Here is a 14,400-nt window from a genome sequence, read left to right on the forward strand (position 1 = left end):
TATACGTTCATTGGAACCTCTTGCTAGCGGACAGAGCTCGGCCATCTCAGCTCGGGTGCTGGCGCGCCACGTTTCCGCTTTTCAGGCCGCCATGAACATCCTCTTAGGTCGCTGATGTGTTCAGACTTCGTCAATCAATGAATAGCTCGTGCTACGCCCGCCGGGCGCGTCTTTCACCAAAACGCCCCTGGCAACGAGATCATCGATGTCCCGCAGGGCTGTATCCTGCGATGATTTGGTAAGCTGTGCCCATTTCGAAGATGTGAGCTTGCCTTCAAAGCCCTCGAACAAACGCTCAATCATCGCCCGCTGTCGGTCGTTAAATTTCTGGTTCGCTTGCTTCTTCCAGAAGTGGGCTTTCCGTAGAACCGAGGCGAGGATGGTGTCGGCGCGATCAAAGGCCCGGTCAAGACAGTCCAGAAACCACTCCAGCCATACCGTGATGTCGAGATCGCCTTTCTGCGTGGCTTCGAGGAGATCGTAATAGGCGTTCCGCTCCTGCCGGATCTGCGCTGACATGCTGTAGAAGCGCTGTGAACTGTTCTCTGATCGCGCCAGCGCCATGTCGGAAATCGCGCGGGCGATACGACCATTGCCATCTTCGAGCGGATGGATGGTAACGAACCACAGATGCGCCACGGCAGCCTTGATAACTGGATCGATGTCCTGCGTACCGTTGAACCAGCCGATGAAGGCTTTCATCTCGTCAGGAAGCAAACCAGCTTTGGGAGCTTCATAGTGAACGCGCTCGCGTCCGATTGGCCCCGAGACAACCTGCATCGGCCCCGTATCCTCCGTGCGCCAGTTCCCGACGGCGATCTTCGTCATGCCGCTGCGGCCCGTCGGAAACAAGGCGGCATGCCAGCCAAAGAGACGGTCAGAGGTGAGGGGAGCCTCATATCTGCCGGTGGCGTCCAGCATCATCTCAACGATGCCCTCGACATTGCGCTCGACGGGCGTAAAGGCGCCGATATCGACACCCAGGCGGCGCGCAAGCGATGATCGCACCTGATCGCGGCTCAGAACCTCGCCCTCGATCTCGCTCGACTTGGTGACTTCCTCGGTAAGGGCCTCAAGATTGGCTTCGGTTCGCAGCCGAAAGCCGAGCTCTTCCATGCGACCGGTGAGACGACCCTGCCGGTTACGGACAGCTCCCAGCTTCTGGGCCAGCTTTGAGCTGTTCCAGGTAAATTTCGGCCAGTCTTTCAGTTCGTGGATATAAGTCGCCATTCACCGCACTCATGCGGAGAATATGCACCTTGTTCCTGACAACGCAATAACATTCTACGCATAAAATGCGGAGAATAAGGGTAATATTCTCCGCAATATCAATAAAATCAAAGACTTGCGCGTGAACCTAAAAGATGATCCTTGGCAAGTCATTGCTCCACAAACACTGAAATGGAACGATTTTATTCCACATTAGTGGATGGAGGTCTTATCAGGCAGTCTTAGGTTGAGTTGGGTCATTCCCGAGGCGCCGCAATAAATCCACGGGATTTTCATGAACGATGATACCTCGCGAGCGGGCTCGGGCTGTCCTGGACAAGCGTAATACCACCAAGCTTCGGCGTGGTCCAAGAGACTTTCCCTTCTCAGGGCTTATAATTGCGGACACTGCGGCTGTGTCTTCGTCGGTGAGCCCCAAAAGGGCGCTACATCTATTATCACTGCACCGGCTACAAAGGTAAATGCAGCGAGTCCTATGTTCGCACGGAGGTCAATCGCCGCGAGATTCCCCGAACTGATGGGCCGGCTGCATTTTTCGGAGAAGGTCCATCAGTGGATCGTTGCGGGGCTTCATCAGCAGTCCGGCCTTGTCTTGAAGGGTAGGGGTGGGCCAAGCGTATGCGCTTTCTTAACTAAGCTCTCGCTCAATTGACGTTGCCTGAGGGCTGGGCGGGTATCGGAGAGTCTTGGGCATCAAAGTATTCTTCGATCTCACTAACCGCTCTCTGCTCCCATTCGTCGGCCTGCGTCAGCAATGAGACTCGCTGGAGTGGGCGGAATGCTGCGGCTTGACGGCACAGCGAAGCTATTGCGCGGTAGCGACGCACGTTTTCCAGAATTGCCGATCCTGTCATGTTTGATTTGCCCATTCAGCTTACAGCGCGAACATGAGGCGGATCGATTTTCGATTGGTTAGCGGCCGGCCCTGAAAGCATCCATGGTTGGCAAATCCTTGCGATTTCTGACCCCTCAACGCAGGACGTCTGATTTCCTAGCCGTTCAAGACAGTCCACGTGAGATAAAAGCGCGGTCTTCCTTGGCGGGAGTTCAGATGAAGCTCTCCGTGATGAAAAATACGGGCAGGGGTGGCGGACTGAGTTTGCCCATCGGCGACGAGCAAGGTCAGTACATCGCAAAATTCCCTTCGCCCAATCTTGTCGGATTGTCGGAAAACGAGTTCGCCGTTCTGGCGCTGTCCGAAATCCTCGGAATGGACGTGCCGGAACGCGAGCTTGTCGAAAATCCGATTTCGAAGGAATTCCCGAAGAATTCAACACATTGTCGACCAGCAAGTCTTGCTGGTGAAGCGTTTCGACCGTGGACCCAAAGGTACCCGAATTCACATCGAAGATTTCGCTCAGGATCTTTGGACGGCAGCCACTGGCCGCGACAATTACGACCCTGAGCTTAGCTCAGGTGTTTCCGCATGACTGACGCGGAAGCCGAGACGGCTTTCAAGGCTATCCGCGGGCCGATATCGTGGGCGGCGAAGGTAAGGTTGCTGAGGTGGACGGCGGCGGCTGAATACTTCTCAGCCTGATTGTGCAAGCGCTGTCGAGGCTGTACGCCTCCTGATGATTGATCCGGCGCATGTCGGAGCGTTCATGCAGGCCAACCAAGAGGCGGCTCGCTATTTCGGCAACGTGAAGCCCGCCAACCTCAAGAGGATCGCGTTGACCGCCGCGTTACCCGCAACCAGAACGGCAAGGGCAAGATCGCCATCCGCGAGCGCGGCGGCAATTCGGTCCCGCCCGTTCGGTTCCGAGAGGCAGGCCGCCGCTTTCATCAAGGCCGGGATCGCCAAAGGCACGGTCGTCAACGCCGACGAAGGGCGCCAGGCTGAGATCAATAGGCGTCGCGATGGTCCTCGATAGAGCGGAAGCTCACGTCCGGCTTCCGGCAAAAATCGCAATCAACCTCTTAAAATGTCTCGCTCCATGCGCAGCCGTTCGTTCTCCTTGCGCAGCAGAGCGCCATTTCTGCCGTCACTTTCGCAATGAAAGCAGGTGGTCGGGGATGTTGGTCGTGGAGACGATTGCGCCGAGAGGGAGTGCCGCGAGCAGCCGGAATGCCCGCCGAGGGCAGTCGCAGACCTCATCGTGACTGCGTGACCAGCTCGAGCTGGAGCGCGGCCAGAACGCTGATGTCGTGGCGGTGTTCGACGGCCTCGCCCGCAGCCTGCGCGGCCTGTACTAGGGCGGCCTCTTTGCGTTCGGTCATCAGTTTGTCGGCTTCGATTTGGGCCAGCTGCTTTTCACGCTCATCCGCGGGGAGCGCGGCGGTATCGTCACTGTTCGTCTCGATCAGTTCGTTCACCTTTTCGGTCAGAGTGTCACGAAGGGCCCAACAAAGCAGCCCAATCACATCGGGAACCTGCCCAGATGCAGTGCCCACAACCCGCGTGTTCGCATCGGGGACGACAGCAATCAGATTGTGTTTCTGGAGGGTGTAAGGCCATGCGATCTCGCTCGCGTTGTCATCAATCATGGCCGATATAGATGGCGCCCCACGTTCCGCCAGTCGTGCGATCAGCGCCGCGGCGTCTCGCTTCTTCGCCTCACTGGGAAATGGCGCACTGCGGATCTGGTGGGCGTGGGCTTCGAGCTCGCGGATGCGCAGGCGCAGACGCTCGAGTGCGTCAATGGTCCGCTCGCCTCGCTCTAGAATCTCCGACAGCGCGATTGGAGAGACGGAGGCAAGGCGCGCGGGCGACGGCAGGCCACCGGGAGCCAGAAAGGCCCGGCAGCGGGATGCCAGGATCCCGCAGTTCCGCATGCGGGCAGCAGCGGTCGCCTCTCGAGCGATGAGGCGACGCAACTTTTCGGTCAGCTCGCTGGCTTGCTTGTCGAGGTCACGGCCTTGCTTGTCCTCCTTGTCCGCGCCGGGACGATGGGCGCTGCGAGTCAATATCAGCTGTTGGCGGTGGCTCTCGACGCGATGAAGCTCGGCACGAGTTGCGCGCATCTGCTCCTCAACCGGCAACCACGTTGAACGCGCATCCGCTGCACGATCCACGATCGCCTCAAAACGATGCCGAGCGCCCTCATCGGGCAGCAGGTCGGCGGCGTCGTTATGCAAGGAACTCTGGAAACCTATGTGATCATTCACTTGTCGTCTCTCGCCGTTCCGTATCAGATGTCCCATTTTCGGGGCAATGACTCGCCGTGCATATTTCTATCCCGCTTTCTTCCTCCCGATTGTCATCGGTGTGACGTCGATTTACAGATCGAACCAACGTCAAGGAATTTGCGCTCGTTGAACACGATGACGTAATTGCGGTCGACTCTCGGGGGGAGGGTGCTCTCGCTATTGTCAAGCTCTGTCAATCAAACGACGCCAATTGACCGCCGCCGACGACGAAACGTGCTGCTGCCCGGCTTGGCAAGAAACACCTTGCGCTGGGGCCTGAAGCGAGTTGATCTCTGATGGATGTACAATCGGCTTGATCTCGACGAGGGCCCGATCTGGCGGCGGGCTCGGCGACTGTGGGTCCATGTTGCTATGGCCTAGGTGGAGGAGGCAGCCCCGGTTAGGAATCGGTTGGTCGTCACCTCCCGATGGCATCATTCCACACCAGTCGTTCAGCAAGCTCTTTGACCGACGAGGATAAGCGCGGCCTCGGGCTTGGCTGTCCTGCGGAGGTAACGGGATTAAGTCCAGGGGCAGCTTCATCGCGAATTCCTCACCGATGTAGTTTGAACAATGCAAGGCAAGCCAGCCACGGCTCGGTGACCAAGTTCTGGCCGCTGCTCAATGTGATGCATAGGCAATGACAGCCTGCGCCTAGTGCAGAGGTGGCCGGCTTCACCAGCGGGCACCATATACCTTCGTATCATTCCATGCCCCCTTTAGATGCCCGGCGTTTCCCTACGTTCAATTGAGCCGCCGATACGATGGTCTTATTTTCAGGATGCGCGGTAGCACCCCGCTATCGCTGCCCTCCTTGGGCGTTCCTCCCTAGACTTGGGTCGCTTGCGGCAACGTGGGCGACCCTTCTTTTGTAAGCGGTGAGAAGACGCCACCAGGCAGCGTGGTTCCAGCGCATGAGCGCGTCCCGCTGCCCTGCGAGCCATAAGCGATACGCTGAAGCGTTACAGCTAACCAAGCGATGGATCGACATTCTGCATCTTCGTTGTCCGCAGCAGTGTTGCGGGCTCGCCCAGGCTCGTCGCCGCCGAAGTCTATGTCGGACCTTTGTTTGGCTACGGCATTGAAGTTTGGCCCCAATGTCGTGCCGCTGGTGCTGCTCTTGGTGCAGCTGTTGGGGCAGAAGCTCGTTGACCGATGTGGCAACTGTGCCAGAGTCTGTTCCGTTCTGGCATCTCTGGTGGATGTGTCACTGGAGTCGGACCTTTCAAAAGTAAGCGGCAAGCTGAGCCCGTCAGTCGGCGCGGCTCAATGGCATGACTGCAGGCCAGCTCACAGCTCGTGGGCATTCACTTCGAGGTCACCGCCCAGTTGTTGAAATTGAAGTTCATTCCTCCTGGGGACGAGGTAATCTCGACACCATATTGGACGCTACCAACCTTTATGTCGCCAAAGTAGCCCTTCGACTTGATCCACTCCAGGGCACTCTTGATGTCCACCGTGCCGTTGTTGGTCTTCGAGGTGGGTAGCAGTGAGATGACCTTGTGACCGTTGAAGCCTTCAAACACGTTCCAGGTCGCTCCACCTATTTTGACATTGCTGTAGACCGGGATCGCGGCCCCCGAAGGGGCGTAATGATACGAGATTGGCTTGACGTTGCCGCCACCGTCGGGATTTCCGGTGTAGTTTGTCCAGAGCATGATCTCGTGCTCGTTTGAGGCGTCCCAAATATCATAGGCGGTGTCCCAAGCGCCGCCGCCAGGCACTTGCTGGTTGAAGCTCGAGGTCAAACTCTTGATGGAGCTGAGCGGCTTTCCGACGTTGAAAGTCTCGTGCGGATAGCTCTTGATGCCAGGAGTGTTCGGCTGGTTCGACCACACGTCCCACTGATTGGCGGCGCTCACTGAAATCGTCTGAGGCCCAGCGCCCGCCCCCCATACGTCGTTGTTCCAAGAGTGGATGCCGAGTGAAAAGCTCCCATATGGAGCGCTCGACTTCCAAATCGGAGCTTTCGCCGACCCTGGCGCGGCAGCAGATGGCCTGGCTTCATTCAAGATCTGCGTAAATCGGTCATGATCCGCCTGTGTTTGGATCTTTCCCGTTGGGGTCCCTGGCGACCCCGCAGCACTTATCCGATTGGTCTCCACAGCGTCTCCTATCTGTTTTGAGAACAAAGTCTCCCGCCATTGGCTGAACACGTACCCTAGGTTCTGGCCGGTTCAGTCGCAGGCGGCATCGATATCAAGAGGATAGGCTCGAATGCTAGGAGGGTTGGCTTTCGAGAAGCTGACGAGCCTGAGACGAAAAAGTTAACTTCGTCCCGGTTTTTCGTCTCGGATGCCAGCCGCCGGACTGAGACAGAGAGAACGCTCCATTCGAGTGACCAGCCTCGTCCGAACATACTTGGAGCGAACGTCAAACAAGGAGTGGCAGCACGCATTTCATTTGCCGGAGCTTGCAAATTTGGTGGCTGCTTCCAATTTAAATAACCGGTCGACATCCTTATGGTTCTCAGTCTTCATTCGACCGAAAGGGATAATCGAGGCGGGGTAGCTACCGGCGCAAATGTAGCGGTAAGCCGAAGGTGGAAAGAGCGCGGCGCAGAAGCAACTTTCGCATCGGAATGCGATGCGAAGTCGTCGGGCTGCATGGGGAAAGTCTTGAGTTAGCCGCGCCTTTTCGGCAATCAGCCGAACTCGTTCGGAGAAAAGAGCAAGGAACGGGTAACCCGCGGCAATGCCTCCCCAGAAGCGCAATCTATCCGTTCCACTCTCGTAGTCGAGCTGGCTAATCATGATTGGCTCGCCGCCGGCGATCAGGCTGAGATAGCCGCTCGCGGCGAACGAAATGAACCCGCGGGGGGCAAACAGATTGAACATATCGTCTTTAGAAGCGAGTGTTCGGCCGTGAACCCACGATACGTGACGCCGCAATTTTGGTGGGGCCAGGATCACACATCCGCTAAAAGCAGAAGCCCTGGCTCCGTTCATGCGCTCGATGATCTGGCGAAAATCTGGTGCCTCAAACAGATTATCGGTGTCGCTCCGGCGAAGGCCGCCTTGCAGGCTGTGATGGAGGGTGAAGACATTAGGCGTATGCTGTGCCGCGCGCTACTGTTGAAGGGCTTTGCATTGCCACAGTCGCTCTCGTCCGGTGCCAATGCGTTCGTGATCGACATTCACAGTAAGGTGCGGAGCGGGCAGTCCAGATCAAGCCCGCTGGCGTGCCACTCGCGCGGTTCTGCCATGACGCAAGCTCTGAGCAGTCGGCTTGTACGATTCGCCCTTAGTGTTCTCGACACTGCGCAATTCCGCGAGGCCTGAACGGGATAGCGATCATGTGCAACAACGAAAGAGATCCAGCCCTGCGTAGCGGCTTTGCTGAGCGGCAGACGTTGCCCGCCGGCGAGCGCCACCTTGGGTCAAACCGTTCGCATGGCCACGAGATGTCGCTTGGTTCCAGCGCCACTGCATTGATCCGGTGCCGGAACGCTATCGGCGCACTCGATAGGGTCTACTGTCTACATGCTACTCTGCGGATTCGTGGCGATCAGCCCGGATCGCCGTATTTCTGCTCATTGGGAAATGTTTGACCGTCTGGCCGAGGGCGACGGCGGTCGCCGCCGGCGGGATGGTGTGCCAACGCGATCGCCGTGCCTGTGCGCCATGTTCGGCCGACAAGGACAGCCGCGAGGATCAGGTGGGCTGATCGGTGATATGCGTGATTGAGAAATAATTGTCCGGGTGATGCAGAACATCGTCGGCATTCACATGTGAGAGCGTGATCGAATTGCCCTCTCCGAGATCAACGACCGTGGTATCAGGGCCAGCCGCCTTGATGTGACTGGCAAGATCGGCAAGCGTATGAATGCCGGTGTGATTGATCCCGTCCTCAATATTCAGTTTATCTCCCACCGTGAAGTCCATCACGAAATCCTTGCCGTTCCCACTCGTGAACATGAAGTTGTCGTTGCCCTGATTGCCGAACAGAACATCGTTGCCCTGACCGCCGTACAGAAAATCGTCGCCTGCACCACCATGGATTGTGTCGGCTCCCTGATTTCCTTCCAGCTCATCATCGCCCCCACCGCCGGAGATCAAATCGTTCCCGCCTAGACCCTGAATAAAGTCGCTATCAGCAGTCCCAACGATGTGATCGTTGGTGTTCGTACCACGGAATGCCATGTCATATTCCTTCGTCGTGTTTGCCAGGGGAGCCGTCGCGGAAGTGATCAGGCTCGCGCTGATGGACATACACATCGGATCTGACGAAAACCTGACTTGGCCATGCCGTTGCAACACGTCATGCAATGGCGAGCCGTTGTGCAAGTGGTTTCGATAGCCTAGCGGCTCACACTTCTAATGCCGCATGAACAGATTAATACGCGAAATAGCGAGGTCGGTCCAGGCAGGTGTACAGGACAACACCGGTCCTATCCGGGTAAGCGGCGAAGGCTTGATCACGTAGACCGGCACTATTGGCAAACAGGCAAGTTCATGCTTGGGCGCTGTTCTCTCCACGTGGCAGACTGGACTTTTGCGAGGATGGTTTCTGTTGGCGGTCCAGCGCACCAAATCATTCTAGCGGCAGCACCGGAAGTGCCGCAATTCCAGACCATCAAAGATCGAGAAGTTCTGGTGCTTTGATTGTCCGTTTTTGTAATGCCGTTCGCCATGCGGCGCACGCTTCCATGAGTCGCACCTAGCAGTGAGGGGGCGCGTCAGCTTCTCGACAGCTAAATCGGCTAGACGGGAAACGTGGAAGTATTTTGTCCCTGCAAAGCGACGTCAAACTGACGGATTGGGATGGTCCGACCTGAAGACAAAACCGTTGGATGGTCCAGACGTCTCGCGGACGCACTACGCTATGCACCCGGGAGCATTCGAGCTTCGAGCAGCGCCTGATAGATTGCAACCGCACGTGGCGAGAATGCCGCGCCGTCAGACCGCAGACACGCCTTGCTCGATCGCGCGCGGCCATGATTATGAAAGTAGCCTCCGAGAACGAATTCCAGGTGCGTCCGCTCGGCATTATATCTCGGCGGCTGCATTTACGAGAGCGCGCACCTTCCCGGAAACAGCACGTTTGCTGCTACCCTAACTCCGCCCGGCCAGCGGGAGTGGGTTTAACTTTCGACCATACCGATGCAAACCGGCCGAAACTCCACAGCGCGATGGTGCAGCTGAAGAGAATTGGCAGAAAGAGAACACAAGCATTCGTAACTTGCCGCGATGTTCTCTGCTCAATCGCGTCCTGCGCGATCAGATCTGAGCACCAGCCGGGTGTTCCCGCAATTATAGCGTAGGGACAGTTTGCGTATTTGGCGGTAAGGCTGTCAAGGGAGAATGAAATGGATCCATCTAACAATATCAACCCATCCGCCGCTCGCACGTGCTTCGTCGAGCCGCAGCACGAAGAGGCAGGGCAAGCAGACTTTCAGCAGCAACTTGGACAGATTGAGCCAATTCACCAAACAGCAGCTCCACTGGAGGCTGGATCATCCGGGATTGTGACGGACGGCAATAAGCGAGCGCGGGCTATCCAAGGTAGCGAAAGGTGCGCGGCCGAATCCTTTGTCAGAACGCGCGCTCAACTAGCCGCAACGCTGACCTGTGCAAACGTCGGGGCGCTCGGACGGGAGATCGAACTGGCTGCGCAACAAGCGGCGAAGTGGCCAACTACGACTGGGCCGTCAGCCGGCAGTGTCGATCGCAGCCGCATTTTCGATGACAGGGTGGCATCGTCGTATGCGCAGCTGCAACGTTTTCAAGACGACGCCGCCCATTGCAAGCCGCATGCGTTGGAGCATCAGAGCGCGACGGACCATTTGCGTTTCATGGCGTCTTTGCGTTACGAGCACGCCCCTTGGAACATTTGGGGAGGGCAACGACTTGATCTGGGTCGCACGGCGGCAGGGCACATGAGGGGAGACACAAATTTTTCGCCCTTTGTGTCACTGTCCGAGGACGCTTCGCGACTGCTGCTTTCGCCGGACGATGCCAACGAGTATGGCGCGAAAGCGATCGCGGAAAATGCGAACGAGTTGCACACCTACACGGTGCCGAGGGCCGCTACCTGGACGTCCGAACAGATCGTCGAGATACTTGAGGACGGGACTGAGAATGATGAACCCGATCTGGCATGGGTGAGCGATACGCCAATCGAGGAGCGCGAGGTACTGTTCCTGGGCGGCAATCTGGATGACTATCGGACCGCTAGCGAACCGAATCCATACAAGAAGCCGGAGACGGAAGGATGAGTGGGGAGGATCCGGCAGGAACATTTGTCCTGCCGATCTCGAAAGAGATGATGTCGGCCTGGTCCTTGGCGCGCGGGGGGGCGCGTCTGCACGATGTAATAGTCGGCCTGGCCCGGAGCTCGTGGTGAACGACTTCTCGGCGTGACGCGATAGTCGTCGCCGTCGCGCGAGGCTTTCGACACATTGTACCATCAGTGCCCGCCGGTGGCGTGTTCGCTGGTGGAGTTAGTCCCGAGTAGGCCGCCATTGCTCTCGGCGGATAGCGGTTCGGCGATCGGGCTCGGCCCCGGCATCACATCTACACCTGTGGGCCATCCAGTTCGAGGCAAGAGACACAGAACACGTACCCTCTTGTTATGGGCTCCGATCGGCCGGATGCACTAGTTCCAGCCCGAAGTTGGTGGGAAATTCGCGACTACACCTAAGGCTGCCAACAGTAGTTTGGACGCGCCGGCGGCCTGCTGTATCCGCTCGTGACGATCGATCAACGTTTCTGTCCTTCGCCCACGCACCGAGGCCCGGCGGGCGATAAGCTTCCGCGTCAAGCCAATCGAATAATGAGCCGTCGATCATCTCGTTGATGCGCGATGTTGTCGCCGCTGTTCCTTTCTCCGGCGCAGCGCTCTCGGAGCGAAAGGGCTAAAGCTTCCACGAGTAACGGTCTCAACTGGACGAAGGGTTCTCGCTCATCGCCCCGGCGTTCGACGTTCCCGGCCAGGCCATCGTTGATGGCGAAGTAGCGGTCGTCCATGAGGGGCGGACTAATTGCAGCGATTTGCAGGCCGTAGCTCGCCCGGGGCAGCCAAGATCGTTTACTCTACTCCGACTTCGGCCTCCTGTGGCTGCACGCCTAGGACTTGCGGAAGACGCGCAGATCGAGCGCAAGGCCATGTTGCAGGGGCTCTTCGACACCTGCCAGCTCGAACCGCCGGTTTCTTTTCAGTGAGATGTCGAGGGGTGATGGACAGAAGCTGTTCGAACACGCGGCGAAGTTCAATACGCGGGCATTATCTCGAAGAAGATGGACGCGCCGTACCGCTCCGACCGCAAGGAAGCCTGGCTGACGGCGAAGGCCGTCCGGCGAGGCGAGTTTCCGGTTATCGGGTTTATCAAAGGCCCCACGAGTGTCGTCGCGCCAAATCTCGGAAAACAGGAGGGCAATGAACTGGTCCACATGGGCAAAGTCGCGCCCGGTTGAAATCAGACGACGTCAAGCAAGATTCGCAAGGCGCTGGACAGTGTAATTAGTTCAAAAAGTAAATTGAGTAAGCCGCTCAAGAAACCCAAAGCGACCTGGGTTGAGCTTGTTGTTACAGGCGGAATCGAATGCCGCGGACATGACCTCCGAAGTCTTCTTCGCGCGAGTTCGCTCAAAGGATTATCGCGGTCGTAACCTAGGTTGTGGAAACGATCATCATAACTTCATACGCTCATCGCACAGGTGAGCCTTCAACGCTCCCGAGAAAATACGGAGCACCTTATGAAGAAAACCAGAAATAGAGCGAAGCAAACCACATCGCTGCAGGACCGGCTCAATGCGTTTGCCGACGATATCTTCCACAAGGCAGCGCGGCTTCCGCCAGGCGTCGAGCGCGACCAGCTGCTGAAGCGTGCGCGGAGGGCGGAGATCGCAGCTGACATCGATCAATGGGTATCGTCTTCAGGTTTGCAGTCGCCAACATAGGGCTTGGAGTCTTCTCCTCCTCCAAGTTCTGTAAGGGCCCTCGTATCCGGCGGGGGCCCTTCGTTTGGGAACGATCCGCGGTGTCTTAGGACCATGAGTGCACACGTCCTTGTAGAAAATGCTGGCGGTTGGGCACTTCGCACTGGCCGGCGTCGACATCTGTCTGCCTCCATGTGTATCAGATGGCAGATCTGAAAATCGACCCGATCGACCGGAGGATCAACAAAAGCGCAGATGCTCTGCTGGATAAGCTCCATGCGAAGCTGAGCGGTGGCCTTGTCAGCGAACCAGGTTGAGCGGGTGGCATATCGCGCGTGACGCGCTCACGTATATCTAGAGTGGGCTCTGCCTCGAAAGAACGGGTTACTCTGCCTGAAGATGCTGGGGTATCTGCGGCATCCTCCGGCAGAGCGAACCGGGAGAAAGCATGCTCCCTGACGCAACACGTGGCCTTGGTCGCATGTCCCCCGAAGTGAAGCCGAGATCTGACGGCCCACTCGTCGCAACGACGCCGATTCAAACGGCGTCGATGACACGGCACGAAGCCTAGCCTTCATCCGGTCTGAATTTGCTGAAAAAGCGCTTGCGCAATCGATGATCTCTCGGCGGCACATGAAGTTGCCACGAATAGTCCATGAGTGGAAAGAAACAAGACGGGCCCGAGTCGCAAAGCGAACAAAGCGGACCCAACGAATACGAATCGCGGACTGTTACCGTGGCACGAAGAATGCAGGCCCCCGAAATGCACAGGGCGCCCTCTCGTGGGCACGGCCACGATCGCAAGTTGAGGCGATGGCTGGCTACTGAAGTTGGTGATCCCTGGAACTTAGGCGGGAGAGGGAGCCTGCTGGTGTAGCTCCCGGCGGGCCCGTATCACGCCGCCGAAGAGCCAATAGCGGGGCGCGCTAGGAAGGACATGAAGGGCCTCGGCAAATGAACGCAGAGAATAACTTCGCGGCGCGGCTCATTGACGCCGGACGCCTCGCAGCAATAGCACGTACATGCGGCCTGAAAGCTGACGTCTCATATTACGTCAACGAGGCGCTCAAGGAGCTTTGGCGAACCAGGTCTTCTGAAGAGGCAAAAAAGATTGCAGCGCGGTGGGTCTTGTGGGACGCAGATGGAAGGCCATGGCCGCGCATGCCCCCGCTGGAAAACGTGGTCTCGTTCCACCGCACCGCTGCGGCACCGGTCGTGAATTCGCCGGCGACGCCATTACAGCTAATCCGGGATTGGTTCGAAAAGCAGGATGAAGAGATGCGACGCGAAATCGCTGGCATGGCGATGCTTTTGGTCTTGGAATTTCGCGGTCCTCCCGAAAATGGCAGCCGAGAGCGGTGTGGGTATCTCCGGCGGTGGCTGAGCCAAGCGGGACTACCAAACCATACGGTCATTGGCCGCGCTTTGACGTTCCGCACGTGTTTCGAGTATTTCGCGGAGAGTAGGTTCACCGAGTCGGGTTGGACGCGGTCCGAAAGGGCCGCTTTTAAGATTCTTGAAGATGCCAAGCGAGACCCGAACTCCGAAACTGCGCACCTGGCTCCGATTGCCAAAAAAATGCTTGATGCCTTGCCCGCTCGAAAAAGCCGCTGGATCGAGGTGCGGAAGTCCTGGAAACAACTTGCCGGTACCAGCCTCACACCGCGAGCCCTCAGGATTTGGAGCGCCTTGCACATGGAGAGGGGGAGGAGGGACTCCAGTCGGGAAGTGTAGCGGTACAGCCGAACGATTTTAGCGAGGCACCAAGGGCGGTCCGTGGGTAGGCGGAAGTTTATCAATCGAGAAGTACGATTTCGGTATTACTCCTGCGGTCAATCTCGCGCATGGCGCGTTCCGGTCGGATTTACCCAAGATGAATCGGGCGTATCTCATTGGTTGGACGCGGCGCTAAGGAATCGGCTACACGCTAGACACGTGGAGACGCGTCGCACAACCAATGCTTCACGACTTGATAAACGTAAGGCAATAGGGTGCAGAAATGTCCTGTGAAGGTCTGCCCGGCGGTAAGACACCTAACCGAAATCACGGTCAGCAGTGGTGCGCCACGGACGACCGCGTACGTCAAATCGCCGCGCAGGCCGCCGCCAGCTGCACCGGCGAAGTTTGCTGATCACTGAAAGATCGATCTGGTCGGAAGCGC

12 protein-coding genes and 1 pseudogene are annotated in these 14,400 nt (G+C 57.7%); 4 read left to right on the forward strand and 9 right to left on the reverse strand.

Going from position 1 to position 14,400, the window contains the following annotated elements:
• Positions 1-120: 120 nt before the first annotated feature.
• Both XI02_RS11515 and XI02_RS45270 read right to left on the reverse strand, forming a co-directional pair.
• A complete protein-coding gene (locus XI02_RS11515) occupies positions 121-1,230 on the reverse strand; it encodes a Fic family protein (RefSeq protein ID WP_016840785.1) in 1,110 nt (369 codons plus the stop codon).
• A gap of 644 nt (positions 1,231-1,874) precedes the next feature.
• Positions 1,875-2,084: a hypothetical protein gene (locus XI02_RS45270; protein WP_075969274.1), complete on the reverse strand. Its 210-nt coding sequence runs from the start codon at positions 2,082-2,084 to the stop codon at positions 1,875-1,877.
• Between the two features lie 161 nt (positions 2,085-2,245).
• On the opposite strand from XI02_RS45270, the pseudogene XI02_RS11520 reads away from it, so the two are divergent.
• Together XI02_RS11520 and XI02_RS11525 are read left to right on the forward strand one after the other, a co-directional pair.
• A pseudogene (locus tag XI02_RS11520) lies at positions 2,246-2,591 on the forward strand (HipA domain-containing protein); the annotation flags it as partial.
• A gap of 213 nt (positions 2,592-2,804) precedes the next feature.
• Positions 2,805-3,104 carry a hypothetical protein gene (locus XI02_RS11525; protein ID WP_028344341.1) on the forward strand — a complete coding sequence of 100 codons (300 nt, stop codon included), beginning with the start codon at positions 2,805-2,807 and terminating at the stop codon, positions 3,102-3,104.
• Between the two features lie 220 nt (positions 3,105-3,324).
• Here the strand turns inward: XI02_RS11525 and XI02_RS11530 are convergent, their stop codons facing one another.
• The 4 genes from XI02_RS11530 to XI02_RS11545 form a co-directional block, all read right to left on the reverse strand.
• Complete coding sequence (locus XI02_RS11530; protein WP_075968327.1) at positions 3,325-4,338, reverse strand: hypothetical protein; 1,014 nt, start codon at positions 4,336-4,338, stop codon at positions 3,325-3,327.
• A 1,328-nt stretch (positions 4,339-5,666) separates the two neighbouring features.
• Complete coding sequence (locus XI02_RS11535) at positions 5,667-6,515, reverse strand: glycosyl hydrolase (RefSeq protein ID WP_334369633.1); 849 nt, start codon at positions 6,513-6,515, stop codon at positions 5,667-5,669.
• 243 nt (positions 6,516-6,758) lie between these two features.
• A complete protein-coding gene (locus tag XI02_RS11540) occupies positions 6,759-7,196 on the reverse strand; it encodes a hypothetical protein (RefSeq protein WP_016840782.1) in 438 nt (145 codons plus the stop codon).
• Positions 7,197-8,012: 816 nt separating this feature from the next.
• Positions 8,013-8,570 (reverse strand): calcium-binding protein, encoded by a 558-nt coding sequence (locus tag XI02_RS11545; protein ID WP_233475510.1) that lies wholly within the window; start codon positions 8,568-8,570, stop codon positions 8,013-8,015.
• A gap of 1,097 nt (positions 8,571-9,667) precedes the next feature.
• Between XI02_RS11545 and XI02_RS11550 the strand changes: the two genes are divergently transcribed.
• Complete coding sequence (locus XI02_RS11550) at positions 9,668-10,576, forward strand: hypothetical protein (RefSeq protein WP_028344337.1); 909 nt, start codon at positions 9,668-9,670, stop codon at positions 10,574-10,576.
• A gap of 850 nt (positions 10,577-11,426) precedes the next feature.
• Here XI02_RS11550 and XI02_RS11555 read toward each other — a convergent pair.
• Together XI02_RS11555 and XI02_RS11560 are read right to left on the reverse strand one after the other, a co-directional pair.
• Complete coding sequence (locus XI02_RS11555; RefSeq protein WP_125459114.1) at positions 11,427-11,750, reverse strand: hypothetical protein; 324 nt, start codon at positions 11,748-11,750, stop codon at positions 11,427-11,429.
• A gap of 240 nt (positions 11,751-11,990) precedes the next feature.
• Positions 11,991-12,224 (reverse strand): hypothetical protein, encoded by a 234-nt coding sequence (locus tag XI02_RS11560; protein ID WP_155258794.1) that lies wholly within the window; start codon positions 12,222-12,224, stop codon positions 11,991-11,993.
• 969 nt (positions 12,225-13,193) lie between these two features.
• Between XI02_RS11560 and XI02_RS11565 the strand changes: the two genes are divergently transcribed.
• A complete protein-coding gene (locus XI02_RS11565; protein WP_233475511.1) occupies positions 13,194-13,973 on the forward strand; it encodes a hypothetical protein in 780 nt (259 codons plus the stop codon).
• A 193-nt stretch (positions 13,974-14,166) separates the two neighbouring features.
• Here XI02_RS11565 and XI02_RS46325 read toward each other — a convergent pair whose 3' ends face one another.
• A complete protein-coding gene (locus tag XI02_RS46325) occupies positions 14,167-14,325 on the reverse strand; it encodes a DUF2478 domain-containing protein (RefSeq protein ID WP_157788180.1) in 159 nt (52 codons plus the stop codon).
• Positions 14,326-14,400 lie beyond the last annotated feature (75 nt).

Origin of the sequence: Bradyrhizobium sp. CCBAU 21365, from assembly GCF_015291305.1 — a bacterium.
Lineage (GTDB): Bacteria > Pseudomonadota > Alphaproteobacteria > Rhizobiales > Xanthobacteraceae > Bradyrhizobium > Bradyrhizobium elkanii.

Excerpts from the sequence above, each read along its gene's own strand:
- XI02_RS11545 (WP_233475510.1), bottom strand. The coding sequence starts at position 8,570 with ATGTCCATCAGCGCGAGCCTGATCACTTCCGCGACGGCTCCCCTGGCA.
- XI02_RS11550 (WP_028344337.1), top strand. The coding sequence starts at position 9,668 with ATGGATCCATCTAACAATATCAACCCATCCGCCGCTCGCACGTGCTTC.
- XI02_RS11525 (WP_028344341.1), top strand. The coding sequence starts at position 2,805 with ATGATTGATCCGGCGCATGTCGGAGCGTTCATGCAGGCCAACCAAGAG.
- XI02_RS11515 (WP_016840785.1), bottom strand. The coding sequence starts at position 1,230 with ATGGCGACTTATATCCACGAACTGAAAGACTGGCCGAAATTTACCTGG.
- XI02_RS11540 (WP_016840782.1), bottom strand. The coding sequence starts at position 7,196 with ATGTTCAATCTGTTTGCCCCCCGCGGGTTCATTTCGTTCGCCGCGAGC.
- XI02_RS45270 (WP_075969274.1), bottom strand. The coding sequence starts at position 2,084 with ATGACAGGATCGGCAATTCTGGAAAACGTGCGTCGCTACCGCGCAATA.
- XI02_RS11565 (WP_233475511.1), top strand. The coding sequence starts at position 13,194 with ATGAACGCAGAGAATAACTTCGCGGCGCGGCTCATTGACGCCGGACGC.